Here is an 18,089-nt window from a genome sequence, read left to right on the forward strand (position 1 = left end):
TTCAGCTTTCTATCGGCAAAGCTTACATCCTTCGCACTTATTGAGCTCACCACGAAAACGTTTCTCTACCAGGTAATGCAGTCGGTCTCTCAATGGAACAAGACTTATCTGGTCAATAACCTCACGAATGAATGCCACCTGTAGAAGCATGCGAGCCTCAGCCTCAGGGATACCACGCTGACGCATATAGAACAGTGCAGCATCGCTGAGCTGTCCCACGGTAGAGCCATGGGCGCACTTCACATCATCGGCATAGATTTCAAGCATAGGCTGGGTGTACATATGCGCTTCACGAGTAGTGGTGAGGTTCTGGTTTGTCATCTGCGATGTTGTCTTCTGTGCCCCTGGCGACACCAGCACACGTCCTGCAAAAGCGCCAGTGGACTTATCGTCCAGAACATACTTGTATAATTCGTTTGAAGTACAGTGCTGAGCGTTGTGCACAATAAGGGTATTGTTATCTACATGCTGCTGTTTGTCAGCAATGACACATCCGTTACAGGTGCACTCTGCCCCATCGCCAGAGAGCGTGAGGTCGAGCTTGTTACGTGTGATGCCATTATGAAGGGTTATAACATTATGTCGCACCCTACTGTCACGCTCCTGATTGACATACACATTGCTTACACGCACATTCTTGGCATGAGTCTCCTCAAGACAATACATGTCAATCTTGGCATTAGCACCGGCAAACACCTCAATCACCTGAGTTGCAAGGAAGTTGCGGTCATCGGCAGAATGGTCGCAGAACAGCAGTTTAACCTCTGCCCCCTCCTCAGCCACGATGAGCACACGTCGGTTAACCATCATATCAGGCACCTGTTTCTCAGCATTGCGTGGTGTTGCCTTCAGAATATTTATAACCTGTATAGCCTTGTCAATGACAACTCCTTTTGGAACATAGACAAGCAGTCCATCCTGAGCCAGCATGGTGTTTAGTGCGGTAACGGCATCCTCATCAGTCTTAGCGAGCGTTGCATAATATTTCGCCACGATGTCCTGACGCTCCTTCATAGAACCGATGAACACACCATCCTGCAGAAGATTCTTTGGTGCAGCATCGCCATAGAAAGAGTCGTTGACAACGAAATAGAGTAGTGTGGAAAGGTTTGGCACATCACAACGGAATGCCTCGTAAGGGTCAACAGGAATCTTAAGACGATTAAGATTTACGCCGAAGTCGGGCTCGAAGAGCTTAGCCACGTCAGTGTACTTATAGCGTTCTACTATCTTACTCTGAGCAGCATCCTTCTTTACAGCATGTTTGTTGGGGAACCCGAGCTTCTTGAAATTCTCGAATGCCACATCACGCACTGCATTCATCGCCACTGGTGCATTGGCAAATATCAGGTCACGGCACTGCTGATAAAGGTCTATATATTGAGCCTCACTATTCATTTGCTTCTGCTTTTATCCAGTCGTAACCACGTTCCTGTATCTGCTGAGCCAGCTCGGGGCCGGCAGTCTTCACAATCTGTCCTTTGTACAGCACGTGTACCACATCTGGACGAATCATATCGAGAAGACGGTCATAATGGGTGATGACTATGCACGACGTCTCCGCAGTCTTCAGCGTGTTAACGCCCTCTGCCACAATACGCATGGCATCAACATCAAGGCCAGAGTCAGTCTCGTCAAGGATGGAGAGCTTCGGCTCGAGCATTGCCATCTGGAATATCTCGTTACGCTTCTTCTCACCTCCACTGAAGCCCTCGTTCACAGAGCGGTTTGCCAGTTTGTTGTCCAGTTCAACAATCTTCTGCTTCTCACGCATGAGCTTCATGAACTCACCAGCCTTAAGCTCGGGAAGTCCCTGATATTTGCGTTTCTCGTTGACAGCAGCCTTCAGGAACTGACTCATAGGCACACCTGGTATCTCAATAGGATACTGGAAAGAGAGAAACAGTCCTTCATGAGCACGATCCTCAGGTTTCATCTCAAGAAGGTTCTTCCCATTGAACCAAGCCTCACCTTCAGTGACTTCATATAAAGGATTACCCACAAGAACAGCACTAAGTGTTGACTTACCAGAACCGTTAGGACCCATGATGGCATGTGTCTCACCATCTTTGATTGTGAGGTTTATGCCACGCAGTATCTCCTTGTCGCCGATTTTTGCATGAAGATTTCGAACTTCTAACATATATCTCTTTTGTTTTTAGTAACAAACATGTAATTTTGAAAAAGGTGCCGCAAGTCATTGACCTACAGCACCTTGCTTTTCAAGCTTTGTACCCAGACCCGGGGTCGAACCGGGACGGGTTGCCCCACTGGTGTTTGAGACCAGCGCGTCTACCGATTCCGCCATCTGGGCTCTAAAAGCGGTGCAAAGGTAATGATAAAATTTGAAACTCACAAAATTATCTCATAAAAATATTAAAAATAGTTGGAAGTTATGTCTTTATTTCGTAACTTTATCCCCACAAAAACAATTATCAATACCTGAATACGATTTTACCAACTAAACCATACGCTATGAGCACACTAAAATCCGACTATTCGAAAGACAACTATTGCATTATATTAGCAGGCGGTAAGGGTCGTCGTTTGTGGCCTTCAAGCCGTGAGGGACGCCCCAAACAATTCATTGATTTCTTCGGTACCGGCCGTTCGCTCCTGCAGAGCACCTTCGACCGCATGGCCAACATCGTCCCTCAAGACCATATTTATATATGTACTGGTGCGGAGTATGTTCACTGGGTTAAAGAACAGTTGCCCGATCTCAACGAGCGTTGCCTGATGGTAGAGCCCGTGAACCGAAATACGGCAGGCAGCGTGGCATGGGCTATGCTTAATATCCAAAAGATAAACATGACGGCAAATATCGTCATCATGCCCAGTGACCAGTTTATCACAGATGAGGAAGCTTTCCGCAAGAACATCATTGAAGGTCTCGACCTCGTGGCCCGTCAGCACATGGCGCTGATTATGGGTATCAAGCCCTCGCGCCCCGAGCCTGGTTATGGTTATATACAGATGGGCAGCGACTCCATCCAAGAGAATGTGTTTGCCATCCAGTCGTTTGTGGAGAAGCCTGAGCGTGAGTTTGCCCGACTGTTCATGGAGAGTGGCGAGTTCCTGTGGAACACAGGTATCATACTCTGCGGAGCCACCTATCTGCGCGAATGTCTGCGTAAGCTATTCTTCGAACTATTCGTCCCTGGTATGTGTGAGAACCACGACTACACCATAGACCAGATCATCGACTTCATTGAGCGCAACTACGCTTCGCTGCCCAACATCGCTATCGACCAGGGCGTGCTGCAGCAGTCAGACAATGTGTATGTCATGAAGTGTAGCTTCGGATGGGCCGACATTGGTACGTGGCATTCCATCTATGAGGGTATGCAGAAGACCGACGGCGACAACGTAGTACTCGACTCAAAGGTAATCATGGAGGACTGCCGCAATAACATCATCTGTCTGCCCAAGGGGCATATAGGTGTCATCAATGGTCTGGAAGGTTATATCATTGCCGAGCAGGACAATATGCTGCTGATATGTCCTAAGGAAGACTCTTCAGCACTCATTCGGAAATACGTGAATGAGGTGGGAATAAAATACGGCGACGAATACATCTAACATAAAAATTTGGGGCTTACCACTTGGCAAGCCCCAAACTTTTATATCACTTATTTTGCTGAGAACTCAGCAAAAATCTTGTCTGCTATCTGTTTCATCTCCTCGGCTGGAAGCTGAAGCTTCTCACGACGGAAGTCAACATCTGCCTCAGTGTTCATAGGAATGAGGTGTATGTGAGCATGAGCAACCTCAAGGCCAAGCACCACCTGAGCAACCTTCTTACATGGGAAAGCCTTCTTCAGGGCCACTGCCACCTGCTTTGCAAACTGCTGGTAACGGGCAATCTCATCATCCTCCATATCGAAGATGTAATCTACCTCACGACGAGGAATGACAAGTGTGTGACCCTTAACTACCGGATTAATATCAAGGAAAGCATAGAACTCATCGTTCTCTGCACACTTATAGCTGGGAATCTCACCAGCTGCTATCTTGCTGAAAATATCCATACTGACTTAGTTTAGAGTTGAGAGTTTAGAGTTGATAATTATCCAACTGTGATCTTCTCGATACGCAGCTTGATGGTGCCGCGTGGAATCTTTACTTCCACCTCGTCGCCAACCTTGTGGTTAAGCAGTCCCTGAGCAATAGGTGTCTGTATAGAGATCTTACCCTCACGCAGGTTTGCCTCGTTCTCGCTCACAATAGTATATGTCATGCGAGCCTTGGTTGCAAGGTTAGTCATCTCAACCTTTGACAGAATCTGTACAGAGTCAGTAGAGAGACGGCTTGTATCTACGATCTTTGCATCGGTGATAGCCAGCTTCAGCTGGTTAATCTTTGCCTCCAGATGAGCCTGTGCTTCCTTAGCTGCCTCATACTCCGAGTTCTCGCTCAGGTCGCCTTTATCACGTGCTTCCGCAATGGCTGCCGAAGCCTTGGGACGCTCTATTCCCTCCAAATGTTTCAGTTCGGCTATGAGCTTATCATAGCCTTCTTGTGACATGTATGCCATATTCCTTAGTTTTTAATTATTATTTTCTTATTGTTTTCCTTGGATTAGCAAAAAACAAAGAATCCCGACTTTCTTTCGTCGGAATCCTTGCTATCAAAATGTCTTTAACTATTATCCGTCGGCAAAGGTAATAAGTTTTTCTGATACGCCCAAATTTTGACGGTAAAAAAATGCTAATGCTCTGTCAGGCCATTTATTACCATTGCAATTCTTCTCAGTCCTTCCATCATCTGAGAGCGTGGACAAGCAATATTAATCCTTATGAAATGCTGTCCGCAGGCAGGATCATACATCGTGCCACTATTCACCTGCACACGTCCTTCTTTCAACAGGCGTTCGGTCAGCTCGTCAGCTGAGATATGCGTAGCGCTTATGTCCACCCACACAAGATATGTACCCTCAAGCGGTGTAAATGCCAACTGTGGCAGATGCTCGGCAAAGAAGTCGCTTAGCGCCTCATAGTTACTATAGATATACTCACACAGTTGGTCAAGCCACTCTTCGCTCTCGTTATAGGCAGCCTGCAGCGCCACCACCCCAAAAGGATTAACATCGCACACCTCGTTCTGGTTTATAGCACGGTCTATTTTCTCCCTCCACTCAGCCTTTGAGCAGATTATGTTGGCAATCTGCAAGCCGGCAGTATTAAACGACTTCGAAGGTGAGGTACAAACTATTGCATTCTCCAACCCTTCGTCAACAGTGCCATAAGGCACATATCGGTTACCACGATATGTCAGCTCATTATGAATCTCGTCAGAGACCACTATAACGCCATGCTCCTTACATATATTATATACGCGCGCGAGCTCTTCCCTACTCCACACCCTTCCTGCGGGGTTATGAGGATTACATAATATCAGCAGTTTCGTCCGCTCGTCGGAAGCCTTCTCTTCTAGATCAGCAAAATCCATCTCGTATGTGAGGGGTGAAGAGTGAGAGATAAGAGGCGAGCATACCACTTCGCAGCCGTTGTTCCTGATGGAAGAGAAGAAGCAGTTATAGACAGGTGTCTGCACTATGACCTTGTGGCCTGGCTCTGTAAACGCCTTCACTATAACCGACAAGGCAGGCACCACGCCCGAGGTATATTGTATCCACGAGCGGTCTATCGTCCACTGATGGCGATGCTTAAACCATGAGATTACGGCATCATAATAGCTGTCAGGCACAAGCGTATAACCAAATACGCCATGCTCCACCCTACGGTGCAGAGCATCAATGATGGCAGGTGAGGTTTTAAAGTCCATGTCAGCCACCCACATGGGTATGACACCGTCCTCAGGCGTCTCATCCCACTTATAGCAGCCCGTACCGCGACGTGTTACCGGCGTATCAAAATCATAGATTTGCATCGCTCTTGACTTTAAAGCTGTTATTAGTGCTTACCTTTTTCTTCAATCACACAGTTCGCCGGCTGCTTAATATTCTCATCAATAGTGACAGAGCCTATTGAGTCAGCCACGATATGTCCCGAGGTAGGGTTCTTGATATTCTCAATGTGTCCACGAATATCGGCCTGAACAGTACTGTATTCAAACACGCGGTCACATGCAGCATCGAAAGTACAGTTCTCCAGCACCAGACTGTCTGCATAGCAGAGCAGCTGCTCGCCTGCCAGATGACAATTGACAAGTCGCACATTCTTAGAGTGCCATGCCAGATACTCACCGTCAAGCACGGAGTCACGTATGGTAACATTCTCACACTCCCAAAACGAATCCTTCGTAACAATGTTTGCATTGCTTAGCTCCACGTTCTTACAATATTGGAAGACATACTTCGAATCGCTCTTCAGTCCGTCAATACGTATATTCTCGCAGAACATGAACGGATATGTACCTTCATGCAGCTCAAGATTCTTCGCAACGATGTTCGTGCATCGCCAGAAGGTCTCGTCAGCATCGTTAATCAGTACGTTCTCAAGACGAAGGTTATGCATCTCGCGAAACATCTTCGGTCCGTCAATCTGTGTGTTGGTCATAACCAAGTCGTTAGAATACCACAGGGCCGAGCGAGCGCCCTCGTCGAACTTACAGTTGTCAATCTTCAAGCCATCAACATGCCAGAACGGGTATTTACCCCAGAAGTGGCATCCAACGGCTTCGATGTCAGAGCATTCTTTCACTGCACTCTCGCCATCGCCGATTGTCACCTGCTCAAGTCTCAAGTGATGCCGTTCAAAGAGCGGACGTTCACCTTCGAAATGCTGTTTAACAATAACATCCATTGTAGTCGTAGTCGTTTTTTTGTTTATTTGTTTTTGATGACAAAATGATTCTGTTTAGTTGGTCTTGAACTGATATTTCACCTCAGCCAGTTCCTTGTTTGCCTTTTCTATCTTTTCCTTCAGGCCATTCTTGTATGCTGCGAGACGCTCAGCAAGAGCCTCATCGCTAAGAGCGAGCATCTCTACAGCGAGGATTGCTGCATTCTGAGCACCGTTTACGCCCACCGTTGCTACAGGTATGCCAGGAGGCATCTGAATGATTGAGAACATGGCATCAAGACCATCGAGCATGCCCTTGATGGGTACACCGATAACAGGCAGAGTAGTAGAAGCCGCGATAACGCCTGGCAGAGCAGCAGCCATGCCAGCACCTGCTATAATCACGCGCAGTCCGCGCTCCTTGGCTGTACGGGCGAATGTCTCCACAGAATCAGGAGTACGGTGGGCAGACAGAGCGTTGACTTCAAACGGCACCTGCATCTCATCAAGGAACTTGCAGGCTTTCTCCATTACGGGCAGGTCACTTGTACTGCCCATGATAATACTAACTTTAGGATTCATATCTTTTTCGTTATTACATTATTTCATTATCACAAGAACAACACTCCAAGTGCGGCACAGACAAGCCCTATATAGAAGCCCGCTACTACCTGTGCCAACGAGTGCTGGCGGAGAATCATCCTGGCAGAGCCCATGACACCTCCTACCACAAACACCACACAGAGCCACCACACCGGATTGAAGCCGAAGATTTCGGAGAAGGCGAAGAGGGCGCCTGCCACTCCGCCTATTGCTGCAGTATGAGTTGACACTTTCCACCACACATTTATTACAGCACATACTATCTGTACCAATAGAGCTGCCATGAGAATACTGCTCACGAAATGAAACACGTTCATATAACGCAGCAGCCACACACAGGAGAGATAGCACACTATTGACACTACATAGGGCACCATGCGTCGTTCACGCTGACCAAGCTCTATGAGCGTCCAACCGTGATAGCGGCGATAGAAATGAATCAGCAGTGTGGGAAGAAGTATGGTGAACAGATAGATTATTGCTATGACCTGCAACCTGTAGTCTATGGGCAGCAATGCCAGATAGCTGAAGGTAAACAGCAGTATCAGTCCCATCAGCGGGAGATAGAAAGGAGTGAACACCATGCTCACAACCCTTGACAAGTATATTATCGTCTTTTCTCTGCTCATTTCCTTAATCGTGCTACTGGTATTCCTAACTGGTCACGGTACTTTGCCACTGTGCGGCGCGCTATAGGATAGCCTCGACGCTTCAGTTCGTCTCTTATAGCATCGTCACTAAGTGGTTTCTTCTTATCCTCGCCATTGATAATCTCACGAAGTGCCGACTTTATCTCGCGTGACGACAGCTCTTCACCTTCGTCAGTAACGAAGCTATCGTTGAAAAAGAATTTCAATGGGAAGATGCCCCATCGTGTTAGCATATATTTCGAGTTGACCACTCGTGATATTGTTGATATGTCAAGTCCGGTCTTAGCAGCCACATCTTTCAGTATCATTGGACGGAGCGACGACTCGTCACCATCCTCGAAAAAGCGGTGCTGCAACTGGACAATGGCTTTCATCGTAAGCATCAACGTGCGACGACGGCTTTTCACTGCCTCTATGAAGTTCTGTGCTGCATCAACCTTCTGTTTAGTATAGAGCAGAGCCTCTTTCATCTGACGCGACAGCCCGTCACGGTTCTGCTGGTAGTCTTTCAGCAGACTGCTAAACGATTGCGACACCTGCATCTGTGGTATGTCGCCACTATTAAGCGATGCGGTTATGGTGCCATCGTCCTGTGTATCTACAATGAAATCGGGCGTTATCTGCTGCATGGAGCGTCCCACGGTCTCACCCAGTGACGTGCCTGGCTTCGGATTAAGACGTCGCAGCTCTTTCTGTAAAACCTCTGCCTGGGCATCGGTCAACGACAGGACCTGTCTCAGCCTGTGCCAGTGTTTCTTTGTGAACTCATCGAAGTAATCACGGATTACGGTTTCCATAAGTTCAGTAAGCCGCGACTTCTCACGACGTTCAATCTGCAACAGCAGACATTCCTGAAGCGAGCGTGCACCAATGCCGGCTGGGTCAAACTCCTGCAGCTTTCTTAGCACTTGTTCAATCTCAGACACTGTCACATCCATGCTATGATAGATTGCAAGCTCGTCAGAAATACTCTCAAGATCCTTACGGAGAAGCCCATCATCATCAAGAGAGCCTATGAGATATTCCATGATATCGCGCTCACGCTCAGTAAGCTGCACCTCACTCATCTGCTGTTTCAGCTGGTCATAGAAAGACAACGACTCTCCATAGACCATCTCTTCACGTTCCTCAGTGGTTGGCATGCCGCCATGATAGACAGGCAAGTCTTCATCGTCACGTCCTATATACTCAAGGGCCGCATCGAGAGCATCGCTACGCTCTTCGCGCTCACGCTCCTGGTCATAATCGTCAGTATTTTCTGGAGAATCGGAACCCTCTGATATTTCTGGCGAATCAGCATAATCGGGATAGTCGTCGGAAACGCTGCTCTCAAGCGCAGGATTATCGTGCATCTCAGTCTCTATACGCTCTATGAGCTGCGTGATAGGCAGCTCTACCAGCTGAGACTGAAGATACTGCTGAGCAGTTATGCTCTGCTGCAGTTTCTGTTCCTGTTTCTGTTCTTGTATCTGCTTTTGAGGCATCGTTCACACTACTCAACCTTTATAAAACGCTTTAAGCTCCTCGGCATATTCCGCCAACTGCTCCGTATCACCATTACCATAACGTCTCCACACCTTTTTGCAAGGAGCGAGAAGCGGCATTGGTGATGAGACGCGACGGTTCAGGTAAGGGTCACAGAGCTGATAGGTTTTTAACACGCTGACCACGAGGGCTGTTTCAATCTTCATAAGACGGGCCAGTTCCTGCACCTCGGGAGTCTCTACAGCCATGGTCTGTGGGGTTAGCTTGAAATACAGGTCAAGCATGATGATCAGCGCCACGGGGGTAAGACGGTCATCTTCTTCCAACGGACGGAAATCGCTCTCAAACGACTCCTCCACATCCACTCCCTCATAGAAAGAGTCTGCCGAGCCGAAGCCACGCATCTGTCGCCACAGGCTGACAGCTCGCTTAAGCCTACGCGGATTTGAAGAATACACCTCCCATATATGTTCCAGTCGCGGAGTACTCAGTTTGGCAATCTGCTGCATACGCTCCACCAAGACGGGTGGTGCCACATGAAGCTCCATGCTCAGACTGACCATGTCCCGACTATAGGCTGCCTTCACACCTGTGGGGTGCTTGAGATACAACTGCATCACAGGCAGCCAAAAATCATCTTGCCAAACAGTTTTTTTTGCCATGCCGTGCAAAGGTAGGTATTTTTGCTGACAAAACAACACGTTTTTCAAAGAAAAAGTTTATTGTATTCTTTTTTTTGTGTACCTTTGCCCGCATGTTCAGGCTATTAACGACTATCATCCTCGCATCGTTCATCACGATGCTGTCTGCACAGACGCCAAGAGAAGAATTCAGAAAATCTCCTGAGCGCTCTGCCAGCAATAGTGTGGCATATCCATTGCCAACCAAGAAGCTCACTCCTGCCCCAAAGGATAAAGAGCCGTTCTATCTTAGCCATTACGGACGTCACGGTTCCCGTTATCTCACGAAGACCGATGACTACGAATATATCGTTCGTCTGTTCAAGCAGGCTGACGAAGAAGGCAAGCTTACCCCATTGGGCAAGGACGTTCTCCAGCGTGCAAATCTGCTCAGCCAGCAGGCCAAGAACAGATGGGGTGACTTGACAAAGGTGGGTGTCCAGCAGCTTAAGGACATTGCGCTACGCATGACGAAAAACTTCCCCCAGCTGTTCAAGGGCAAAGCCAGTGTCAGAGCCCGTAGCACCCTCATACCGCGATGTCAGCTATCCATGACATCTGCCATACAGCAGCTGACTATTTGCAATCCCAATCTCCAGTTTGACTTCGATGCCAGTGCCCACGACCTGCACTACATGAACTTTCAGGACAGGATACTGAGAGACAGCAACAAGAAGCCCAGTCTCGAAAAATACTATGACGACTACACCAACAAGCACCTAAGCTACGATCGTCTTCTCAACTCTCTTTTCAACGACACCGCATTCATAAGCAAAAACATAGACGCCTATCAGCTCAACATCCATCTTTACCGCTTGGCAGGCAGCATCCAGAACACCAGTTATGCAGGAAAGATGACGCTCTATGACATCTTCACCGACGAAGAGATCTATGAGAACTGGCAGGTATCCAATGCATGGTGGTTCTTAGGATTCGGCTTCACCCCGCTCAATGGCAACAAGCAGCCGTTCACACAGCGCCATCTTCTACGTAAAATCATTGAAGAAGCCGATGCAGCAATAAATGGCGAGGGCACCAAAGTCGATCTGCGTTTCGGCCATGACACCATGGTTCTTCCTTTGGTATGTCTCATGGGCATAAACGGATACGACGCATCTATCGGCGACCTCGACTCACTTGTCAGTCGCGGCTGGATAGACTACAAGGTGTTCCCCATGGCAAGCAACCTGCAGATTGTATTCTATAGGAAGAACGCCAAAGACAACGATGTGCTCATAAAAGTTCTTCTCAACGAAGAAGAGGCAAGTCTGCCCGTTAAGACCGACATTGCCCCTTATTATCATTGGAACACCGTTCGCCAATATCTCTTAGATATTGTCAACAACTACAAAGAGTGACCCTTTAGTTACCCTTTGACTGAAACGCCAAGGCATACATTCTCATTTGTTTCACCATTGCCAGCAAGCCATTGCTGCGTGTAGGGCTGAGGTGCTCCTTCAAACCTATCTTCTCTATGAAATACAGGTCGGCATCCAGAATCTCCTGTGGTGTGCTGTCGCTGAGCACGCGTATCAGCAGTGCCACTATGCCTTTCACTATGAGCGCATCGCTCTCGGCAGTGAACCTTATCTTTCCGTCCTCATAGTCCGCCTGAAGCCACACACGGCTCTGACAGCCGTCTATGAGGTTGCTTTCTGTCTTATACTTCTCGTCGAGAGGTTCCTGCTCGTTGCCTAAATCAATAAGCAACTGGTATTTGTCCATCCAGTCATCGAAGTCCTGAAACTCTTCGATAATCTCGTCTTGTCTTTCGTTTATTGTCATCGTATAATTCCGTTTTGATTTCTTCTACTCCACCGTTTCCAGCTTGAACAGCTTGTCGCTCGGACGCACCTTGTCAGTCACAGGTATTGCCACGCGTGTTCCTTGCGGAGCTTCCTCCACAGGGTTGCCGTCGTTGTCGTGAATCTCCGTGGCAGTGAGATACATCACACCAGTGGTAGGACCAGTCACCAACAGCTTATCGCCAAGCTTGAACGTTGTTGCCTCAACGGTGAACTCTGCCACGCCCAACTTTGAGAAATATTTCACGCCACGACCCACATACACCTTACGCTCAGTGGCATTAGAGCCATAGCTCTTGTTCCATTCGCCCAGTGTCTGTCCCTGATAGTAGCCATCCCAGAAGCCGCGGTTGAACACTCGGGCGAGCTCCTTGTCCCATCCGTCCTTTTTCTCTTCAGTAAAGGTGCCGTCAATCACAGCCTTAATAGCCTCCTTGTAGCACTTCACCACAGTATAAACATATTCAGGACCACGGGCACGTCCCTCAATCTTGAACACCCTCACGCCACTGTTCATCATCTTGTCAATGAAGCGCACGGTCTTCAGGTCCTTAGGACTCATGATATACTTATTGTCTATCTCAAGCTGGTTGCCCGTCTCGTTGTCAGTCACCGTATATGAACGGCGACATATCTGTACGCACTCGCCACGGTTGGCAGAGCGGTTAGCGTTGTCAAGGCTCATATAGCACTTGCCCGATATTGCCATGCAGAGCGCACCGTGACAGAACATCTCTATGCGCACAGGCTCACCACTCGGGCCGCATATCTTCTCTTCCTCTATGTGACGGTATATCTCTGCCACCTGCTCCATTCTCAGCTCACGTGCCAGCACCACCACATCGGCAAACTGAGCATAGAACTTCAGCGCCTCCACGTTCGATATGTTCAGCTGTGTGGACAGATGCACCTCCTGTCCCACCTTTCGGCAGTAGTTCATCACCGCCACGTCGCTGGCTATTACGGCGGAGATGCTTGCTTCCTTGGCAGCATCAATAATCTGGCGCATCAGCTCCAGGTCTTCCTGATAGATAATTGTGTTCACTGTGAGATAGCTCTTCATGCCGTGCTCCGCACATGTTGCTGCTATCTCTCTAAGATCATCTATGGTAAACGTAGAAGCCGAATGTGCACGCATGTTCAGCTTCTCTATGCCGAAATAAATGCTGTCGGCACCTGCCTGTATGGCTGCTGCCAGCGACTCACGCGAGCCCACTGGCGCCATTATCTCAAGATCCTTTACGTTCATGCCTGCAAAGGTACTACTATTTTTTGATAAATCCTCAATTTTTTGCGCACTTTTGAATCGGAAGAATCAGACTTCGCATGATTCTTTACAGGCTTCTTCATTCGATGGCAATCTCCAAATAGTTGTTCAACACTACACAGCTACGCAGCTACGCAGCTGCGTCAATTTTAACATTTGAAATCACTACTGTCCGGTTAAATTTCACCAAAGCGAAAGTTGGCGGTCATCTTCCGGATTTTGATTAATAATTGGTTTGTCAAAAAGTTCATTCAGCGGAGTCCTCTCAAAGAGAACTTGGCCGATGACATTAGAGAATATGTAAAGATTTTGTTCGATATGATACATCTTCAGAGCAATAATAAGCAGCAGGTAGTCACAGATGGCAATCCATATCTGTGTGAAGACTGCGTTTTGGGACGTCCCATAGAACGTCTTGATGTGCAGGTGCTGCTTGATCCATTTGAAGAACGTTTCGATAGTCCAGCGCTCTCGGTACAGTTCCGCAATGGTAATTGCTTCAAGGGTGAAGTCATTCGTCAGGAATCGATACACTACGTTCTGCGCAAAGTCCTCATAGACGACCAGACGCAACAAATCAGGGTACTTCTTGGCTGTAAAGAGACCAGTAAGACTGATGGACTCGTCAGAGATGACGCCAGTCTGCCTGTCAACCTCTCTTGCCTCGAATACGGAATATTTCATGTTGTCCTTTGCTCTGGTTACAAAGTAAGCCTTCTGCTGTTGGAAGAGACGGAACAGACGGTCAAAGTCCACATAGCCTTTATCCATCAGATAGTAAGCCCCTGCTTCTACAGGCAAGCTGTCCATAGCCTGAGTATCATGCACATTGCCAGGAGTAAGCATGATGAAGTTGGGTATGTTGTTCTTTACATCAATCAAAGTGTGCATCTTGAAAGCACCTTTGTCATGATGGAACTTCGCCCATGGACAGAGATGCAGACACAGGTTGATGGTACTGCTGTCAAAGGCATACACCATATTGTCAATTCCCAACCGATAGTATTCATCTTTATACAGGACTTTAGCCCTCTCGACAAGTACCATTGCGTAGTCCTGATAGATACGCCAGTCCTTCTTCTCGTTCATGTCGGCGAGAGTGGACTTGGGCATCACCTTCAGACCGGCATGATACAACTTGGAGTTGAAAGCAGTCAACTGAGCCTCTATGCTACGAAGGCTTGCGCTGCTGGTCAGCTGAGCATAACTCATGACAAGGAACTGGTCACGGCAAGTGAATCGTCTTGCATGAAAATCCCCTCTATATCTGTCAATACATTTCCTGAGCTCGTAGTCAGGGATGAGAGACATCAGTTGCGAGAATACAGTATTTCCGGCATTCATATCCTGTGCTATCTTATATATGAGACAGTACAAAGATAAAAAATCAAATCGGAAAATTTTTAAATCGCTGTATCTCATTGAAATTTAAACATTTAATTAACGTTCGGAAAAATTTAACCGGACACTAGTGATTTGAAATAAATCTGAGATAAATGAAAGGAATCCTTGCGTGGCACCTCAAAATTTAGTACCTTTGTACTGTGTTTAGGATGCATCACAAAGACACACAACGAGCGTTTAGAAAGAACGCACGCGGCGTTTAGAAAAAACACCGCCAGCAATCAGGAAGAACGCTCACGAGAGACCTCAAAACAACTACTAATGTCTAATTAAAAACAACAAAAATTATTAATCTTAAAGACAACAAAAAAAACTGAAAGCTATGAAGAACGAAACGTGGAAATTTGTGTTGCAGACACTCGCGGCGATACTTACCGCGATAGCAACAAGTCTCGGAGTGCAGAATTGCATGACGATGATGTAATACAAAAAAAACGAGGATGTGTCAAAAGGCACATCCTCGTATAACTTTTATTATTCAGATTTTGTCCATATCGTATCATCTATCGTCATCTTGTTGCCGTTGATGGAATAGTTTAACGTATCTTTGGGAAGTTTATCCTCGCCTCCATAACCGTAGTCTTCGCTCTCGTTATCGACTTGGGTCTTGCCGTTGTAATAGTGAATATTACGTATTCTGTAGGTGATGATCAGCTTGCCGTCAGCTATCTCATAATTACCGTTCGTAGAGCTCTCCACACGGTCGTAGTTGACTATTCGGCCGCTATAATTTTGACGAGAGCCCGTCTCCTTCTTGTCAACGATATATTGGGTAGTGCCATAATCGCTGAAGTAACGGCTGATGACAACAGTATCAGGCGTATTATCCTGTATCCAGGTACCAATGATGGGAGGAATATTAGGTGAGACAACATTCTGTGCACGCTCTAAAGTGCCAACGAGCGTGTGGTGATAGGAGGGTACGGTAGAGATAGAATAAACAGGCAATAGAGAGCGACTGAGTTTTAATTCACTTGTTTAATCTCAGCATCGACAACAAAGATATCGCCTTCGTTATCAATAAGGACATTACGAGGAACTAGATCCCAGACTTCGTATTGGCCGTTTCTGTAACGCCCTTCTTGAGCAGTCTTTTCAAAGTCAAGGGCTGCCATATAAGTGTCTATCTGAATCTTTGTTGCTGGATGCGCATCTGCAATTCTTGGTTGTACAATAACAGGTTGGATGGTACGCCCATCAAACCCTGCAAAACCATAAAAAGAATATGCTGTATCTGGGAAAAGAATATTGTGCATCAATATCTTGTGAAGCAGACCAGCTATGCTTCCACAATTAAGTAAATTGTTAACTTTATATATAACTCTCTCGCCAACGTAGGTGTCGTTTTCGTTGCCGCTAGGACCTGGTATGCCAAGATTGAAGACATCCATCATGGGAATCCAAAAACCTTGGCTCTTTGCCATTTGTTCAGCGGTACGTTGCTCAATCTCGAAACGACTTACATTTTGGAGGCTATCTCCACATTGCGCTTCATGTATTGTGCAAAGTCGCTTGAGCTCATCGGCGATTGCTGCGATGCGGCGATTTTCCGTATCTTGCGCTCCGTCACTTCCTTGTGGAACTGGTTGAGAAAAGTCATGACTCATTACTATTTTTGTTTCTTCTGCTGCAAAAGTAAGAATTAATTTTGAAAAAACCAACTAATATCTCATGAAAATATTGTCAGGTGACAGGTACCTAACATCGCTAACGGCAGGCTTCCGAAATGGGAGCCTGCCGCTTTATTATTGATTGTTTGTTGTCTTATGAATAGAAGATGGTAGTTATACTCGTACTCCGAAAACAGACTGGAGCATACGGAACATCATATCTGTGAAACTTTCCTGATCCTGCTGAGCATCACCATTAGGAGCAGTCTTTACGCGAACCTCAAGATTGTTCTTCTGACCATACTCTCCTGAACGTGCGTCTGAATTAGTGGTGAACACGAATGAGAAAACGACTGCTGCAACTGTGCTCATGAGCACCTTCTTTGCATTGAAAGTATTTGTTGTCATAGCTTTAAGTTTTTTATTGTTATACTTTGTTGCTTGTTTCTTTTGTTGATGCAAAGTTACGGCCCTTTTCTTCCGATTCCAAGAAATTTCTCAGATTCTTCTTCATCTTGTATGGACAAACGCACCTTCTTTGGACAAATGGCAGAAAAAGGGCCAAAAGTTGTCCAAAGTCTTGCCTGTAGTACACAAAAAACTTGGGAAGCGTGTGTCATGTACCAGGTCCTGATACACATTAGCTCATCGTGTTACTCATACCATTACATTGTATATCTCCGACCGATACATTGTTTCTCTCGGAGCGTTGCTTTGAATAGTTTGTGATGATGTCCATCTCTCCCGTCAACCGTCTCATCTTCGTTCTACCCATAGTGTAGCCATACTCTTCCCATACTGTTTGAGTATGCCTAGAAGCAGCCTGGAGTATGGCTAAAGGCTTGATACAGCAAAGATGACGGCTGAAAAAGTGCACATTAGGGTCTGCTGTGTTCTCAGTCCATGCATTACTTACAATCTTAATGAGGTTCTTATAGCCTGTCTGGTTCTTGGCAAGAACTGTCAGATGATAGCCATTAATGTCTATGATGTTTTCTTTTTGTTCTTTGGAACCTCGTCTGGCCACATATAGCTCACACCCGATGATGGGCTTGAAAGGATTCATGCCCTTCTTTGGTCTTTCAATGTTAATGCGACTAACATATCCAAAAAATTCCATGATACCAAACATATTACCATTATCAGTAATATCAACACCTGGCATTCCATCTTTGATGGCTGCATCCACCAATTCCCTAATACTGGCGCATCCATCCATTATTGAGTAATGGGAATGGACATTCAAATGTACGAATCGATATGCTTTCATGTTTTATCAATATTAATATTTTTGCGCAAAGTAAATCTGAACTTACGCCAAATGGTGGCAGAGGTCTTATAAAATTGTTATTATTAACCCCAATTATACAATTGGGTCTATACAAAAGTCTCGACGCTTACAGGTCTTACAGAATTTTCCCATCCATACTTCATCGAACTGGTTCATTGCTTGTTCGACAATTTCTGGTTCATCTGTAAGGATGCCAGCTTCAAAGTTTCTTTTATGATCCGTTTTCATGCCGATACCAGCACCAGTAAGGTTTGCGCTCCCGATATAAACTCCTTTTCCGTCAAAGACAAGCATTTTGAAATGAACACGAGGACAAAGCACTTGCTCCAAGCGGTCATATAGAACAGGGTACTTGTCAAAATCTCCCCGAAAGTTTGGTCCAGGTTCCTTTGCATGAATAAGTCGTACCTCCACGCCGCGCCGTATAAGTTGGGCAATGATGGCGAGAAATGGTTTCTTCTCTTTGCCCACCTCAATATACAGGTCTTTTATATCGGCAGTACCAATCCAAAGCATATTCTTCACGGATTTTACCCGTGAAAGAACCT

21 protein-coding genes and 1 tRNA gene are annotated in these 18,089 nt (G+C 46.5%); 3 read left to right on the plus strand and 19 right to left on the minus strand.

The annotated features are described in order from the left end of the window. Window positions 1-9: 9 nt before the first annotated feature. From sufD to M1L52_RS02590, 3 genes are all read right to left on the minus strand, one after another. Complete coding sequence (gene sufD / locus M1L52_RS02580) at window positions 10-1,398, minus strand: Fe-S cluster assembly protein SufD (RefSeq protein ID WP_248613248.1); 1,389 nt, start codon at window positions 1,396-1,398, stop codon at window positions 10-12. Beyond that, window positions 1,391-2,143 carry a Fe-S cluster assembly ATPase SufC gene (sufC, locus tag M1L52_RS02585; protein ID WP_248613249.1) on the minus strand — a complete coding sequence of 251 codons (753 nt, stop codon included), beginning with the start codon at window positions 2,141-2,143 and terminating at the stop codon, window positions 1,391-1,393. The genes sufD and sufC overlap by 8 nt, the downstream gene beginning before the upstream one ends. 89 nt (window positions 2,144-2,232) lie before the next feature. After that, window positions 2,233-2,314: transfer RNA gene (locus tag M1L52_RS02590), tRNA-Leu, on the minus strand. Window positions 2,315-2,475: 161 nt separating this feature from the next. Between M1L52_RS02590 and M1L52_RS02595 the strand changes: the two genes are divergently transcribed. Next, on the plus strand, window positions 2,476-3,582 hold the full coding sequence (locus tag M1L52_RS02595) for a mannose-1-phosphate guanylyltransferase (RefSeq protein ID WP_248613250.1): 1,107 nt from the start codon (window positions 2,476-2,478) through the stop codon (window positions 3,580-3,582). Between the two features lie 50 nt (window positions 3,583-3,632). Here M1L52_RS02595 and M1L52_RS02600 read toward each other — a convergent pair whose 3' ends face one another. From M1L52_RS02600 to M1L52_RS02635, 8 genes are all read right to left on the minus strand, one after another. After that, on the minus strand, window positions 3,633-4,031 hold the full coding sequence (locus tag M1L52_RS02600; protein WP_248613251.1) for an HIT family protein: 399 nt from the start codon (window positions 4,029-4,031) through the stop codon (window positions 3,633-3,635). Between the two features lie 38 nt (window positions 4,032-4,069). Then, window positions 4,070-4,537 carry a transcription elongation factor GreA gene (gene greA, locus M1L52_RS02605; protein WP_248613252.1) on the minus strand — a complete coding sequence of 156 codons (468 nt, stop codon included), beginning with the start codon at window positions 4,535-4,537 and terminating at the stop codon, window positions 4,070-4,072. Window positions 4,538-4,710: 173 nt separating this feature from the next. Then, window positions 4,711-5,892: a MalY/PatB family protein gene (locus M1L52_RS02610; protein ID WP_248613253.1), complete on the minus strand. Its 1,182-nt coding sequence runs from the start codon at window positions 5,890-5,892 to the stop codon at window positions 4,711-4,713. A 23-nt stretch (window positions 5,893-5,915) separates the two neighbouring features. Next, on the minus strand, window positions 5,916-6,767 hold the full coding sequence (locus tag M1L52_RS02615) for a DUF3737 family protein (protein WP_248613254.1): 852 nt from the start codon (window positions 6,765-6,767) through the stop codon (window positions 5,916-5,918). Between the two features lie 54 nt (window positions 6,768-6,821). After that, window positions 6,822-7,328 (minus strand): 5-(carboxyamino)imidazole ribonucleotide mutase, encoded by a 507-nt coding sequence (gene purE / locus M1L52_RS02620; RefSeq protein ID WP_248613255.1) that lies wholly within the window; start codon window positions 7,326-7,328, stop codon window positions 6,822-6,824. A 29-nt stretch (window positions 7,329-7,357) separates the two neighbouring features. Continuing rightward, window positions 7,358-7,978 carry a phosphatase PAP2 family protein gene (locus tag M1L52_RS02625; RefSeq protein WP_248613256.1) on the minus strand — a complete coding sequence of 207 codons (621 nt, stop codon included), beginning with the start codon at window positions 7,976-7,978 and terminating at the stop codon, window positions 7,358-7,360. Beyond that, window positions 7,975-9,483 carry an RNA polymerase factor sigma-54 gene (gene rpoN / locus M1L52_RS02630; RefSeq protein ID WP_248613257.1) on the minus strand — a complete coding sequence of 503 codons (1,509 nt, stop codon included), beginning with the start codon at window positions 9,481-9,483 and terminating at the stop codon, window positions 7,975-7,977. The genes M1L52_RS02625 and rpoN overlap by 4 nt, the downstream gene beginning before the upstream one ends. 12 nt (window positions 9,484-9,495) lie before the next feature. After that, window positions 9,496-10,146, minus strand: a complete 651-nt coding sequence (locus M1L52_RS02635; protein WP_248613258.1) for a hypothetical protein — start codon at window positions 10,144-10,146, stop codon at window positions 9,496-9,498. A 92-nt stretch (window positions 10,147-10,238) separates the two neighbouring features. Between M1L52_RS02635 and M1L52_RS02640 the strand changes: the two genes are divergently transcribed. Further along, the gene (locus M1L52_RS02640; RefSeq protein WP_248613259.1) at window positions 10,239-11,522 is read left to right on the plus strand and encodes a histidine-type phosphatase; all 1,284 of its coding nucleotides are present in this window, start codon (window positions 10,239-10,241) and stop codon (window positions 11,520-11,522) included. A gap of 4 nt (window positions 11,523-11,526) precedes the next feature. Here M1L52_RS02640 and M1L52_RS02645 read toward each other — a convergent pair whose 3' ends face one another. The 3 genes from M1L52_RS02645 to M1L52_RS02655 all read right to left on the minus strand — a co-directional run bounded on the left by M1L52_RS02645 (window position 11,527) and on the right by M1L52_RS02655 (window position 14,580). Then, window positions 11,527-11,949, minus strand: a complete 423-nt coding sequence (locus M1L52_RS02645; RefSeq protein ID WP_248613260.1) for a SufE family protein — start codon at window positions 11,947-11,949, stop codon at window positions 11,527-11,529. A gap of 24 nt (window positions 11,950-11,973) precedes the next feature. After that, window positions 11,974-13,218, minus strand: a complete 1,245-nt coding sequence (locus M1L52_RS02650; protein WP_248613261.1) for a U32 family peptidase — start codon at window positions 13,216-13,218, stop codon at window positions 11,974-11,976. A gap of 201 nt (window positions 13,219-13,419) precedes the next feature. After that, window positions 13,420-14,580 (minus strand): IS4 family transposase, encoded by a 1,161-nt coding sequence (locus M1L52_RS02655; protein ID WP_317231464.1) that lies wholly within the window; start codon window positions 14,578-14,580, stop codon window positions 13,420-13,422. 382 nt (window positions 14,581-14,962) lie between these two features. On the opposite strand from M1L52_RS02655, the gene M1L52_RS02660 reads away from it, so the two are divergent. Further along, on the plus strand, window positions 14,963-15,064 hold the full coding sequence (locus M1L52_RS02660) for a smalltalk protein (protein ID WP_248613262.1): 102 nt from the start codon (window positions 14,963-14,965) through the stop codon (window positions 15,062-15,064). Between the two features lie 50 nt (window positions 15,065-15,114). On the opposite strand, the gene M1L52_RS02665 is transcribed toward M1L52_RS02660, so the two are convergent. The 5 genes from M1L52_RS02665 to M1L52_RS02685 form a co-directional block, all read right to left on the minus strand. Further along, the gene (locus M1L52_RS02665; protein ID WP_248613263.1) at window positions 15,115-15,588 is read right to left on the minus strand and encodes a hypothetical protein; all 474 of its coding nucleotides are present in this window, start codon (window positions 15,586-15,588) and stop codon (window positions 15,115-15,117) included. A gap of 17 nt (window positions 15,589-15,605) precedes the next feature. Next, on the minus strand, window positions 15,606-16,247 hold the full coding sequence (locus M1L52_RS02670; RefSeq protein ID WP_248613264.1) for a hypothetical protein: 642 nt from the start codon (window positions 16,245-16,247) through the stop codon (window positions 15,606-15,608). Window positions 16,248-16,424: 177 nt separating this feature from the next. Next, complete coding sequence (locus M1L52_RS02675) at window positions 16,425-16,658, minus strand: hypothetical protein (protein ID WP_248613265.1); 234 nt, start codon at window positions 16,656-16,658, stop codon at window positions 16,425-16,427. Window positions 16,659-16,890: 232 nt separating this feature from the next. Further along, window positions 16,891-17,520, minus strand: coding sequence for a PHP domain-containing protein (locus tag M1L52_RS02680; protein WP_248613266.1), 630 nt, complete (start codon window positions 17,518-17,520; stop codon window positions 16,891-16,893). A 93-nt stretch (window positions 17,521-17,613) separates the two neighbouring features. Then, window positions 17,614-18,057: a phospholipase D family protein gene (locus tag M1L52_RS02685; RefSeq protein WP_248613267.1), complete on the minus strand. Its 444-nt coding sequence runs from the start codon at window positions 18,055-18,057 to the stop codon at window positions 17,614-17,616. Window positions 18,058-18,089: the final 32 nt, after the last annotated feature.

The sequence above is a fragment of the Prevotella sp. E13-27 genome, assembly GCF_023217965.1.
In the GTDB taxonomy this organism is placed as follows: domain Bacteria; phylum Bacteroidota; class Bacteroidia; order Bacteroidales; family Bacteroidaceae; genus Prevotella.

Excerpts from the sequence above, each read along its gene's own strand:
- M1L52_RS02640 (WP_248613259.1), top strand. The coding sequence starts at position 10,239 with ATGTTCAGGCTATTAACGACTATCATCCTCGCATCGTTCATCACGATG.
- M1L52_RS02685 (WP_248613267.1), bottom strand. The coding sequence starts at position 18,057 with ATGCTTTGGATTGGTACTGCCGATATAAAAGACCTGTATATTGAGGTG.
- M1L52_RS02660 (WP_248613262.1), top strand. The coding sequence starts at position 14,963 with ATGAAGAACGAAACGTGGAAATTTGTGTTGCAGACACTCGCGGCGATA.
- M1L52_RS02610 (WP_248613253.1), bottom strand. The coding sequence starts at position 5,892 with ATGCAAATCTATGATTTTGATACGCCGGTAACACGTCGCGGTACGGGC.
- M1L52_RS02680 (WP_248613266.1), bottom strand. The coding sequence starts at position 17,520 with ATGAAAGCATATCGATTCGTACATTTGAATGTCCATTCCCATTACTCA.
- purE (WP_248613255.1), bottom strand. The coding sequence starts at position 7,328 with ATGAATCCTAAAGTTAGTATTATCATGGGCAGTACAAGTGACCTGCCC.
- sufD (WP_248613248.1), bottom strand. The coding sequence starts at position 1,398 with ATGAATAGTGAGGCTCAATATATAGACCTTTATCAGCAGTGCCGTGAC.
- M1L52_RS02635 (WP_248613258.1), bottom strand. The coding sequence starts at position 10,146 with ATGGCAAAAAAAACTGTTTGGCAAGATGATTTTTGGCTGCCTGTGATG.
- M1L52_RS02675 (WP_248613265.1), bottom strand. The coding sequence starts at position 16,658 with ATGACAACAAATACTTTCAATGCAAAGAAGGTGCTCATGAGCACAGTT.
- M1L52_RS02650 (WP_248613261.1), bottom strand. The coding sequence starts at position 13,218 with ATGAACGTAAAGGATCTTGAGATAATGGCGCCAGTGGGCTCGCGTGAG.
- M1L52_RS02625 (WP_248613256.1), bottom strand. The coding sequence starts at position 7,978 with ATGAGCAGAGAAAAGACGATAATATACTTGTCAAGGGTTGTGAGCATG.
- rpoN (WP_248613257.1), bottom strand. The coding sequence starts at position 9,483 with ATGCCTCAAAAGCAGATACAAGAACAGAAACAGGAACAGAAACTGCAG.
- M1L52_RS02600 (WP_248613251.1), bottom strand. The coding sequence starts at position 4,031 with ATGGATATTTTCAGCAAGATAGCAGCTGGTGAGATTCCCAGCTATAAG.
- M1L52_RS02670 (WP_248613264.1), bottom strand. The coding sequence starts at position 16,247 with ATGAGTCATGACTTTTCTCAACCAGTTCCACAAGGAAGTGACGGAGCG.
- M1L52_RS02655 (WP_317231464.1), bottom strand. The coding sequence starts at position 14,580 with ATGAATGCCGGAAATACTGTATTCTCGCAACTGATGTCTCTCATCCCT.
- M1L52_RS02615 (WP_248613254.1), bottom strand. The coding sequence starts at position 6,767 with ATGGATGTTATTGTTAAACAGCATTTCGAAGGTGAACGTCCGCTCTTT.
- M1L52_RS02595 (WP_248613250.1), top strand. The coding sequence starts at position 2,476 with ATGAGCACACTAAAATCCGACTATTCGAAAGACAACTATTGCATTATA.
- greA (WP_248613252.1), bottom strand. The coding sequence starts at position 4,537 with ATGGCATACATGTCACAAGAAGGCTATGATAAGCTCATAGCCGAACTG.
- M1L52_RS02645 (WP_248613260.1), bottom strand. The coding sequence starts at position 11,949 with ATGACAATAAACGAAAGACAAGACGAGATTATCGAAGAGTTTCAGGAC.
- sufC (WP_248613249.1), bottom strand. The coding sequence starts at position 2,143 with ATGTTAGAAGTTCGAAATCTTCATGCAAAAATCGGCGACAAGGAGATA.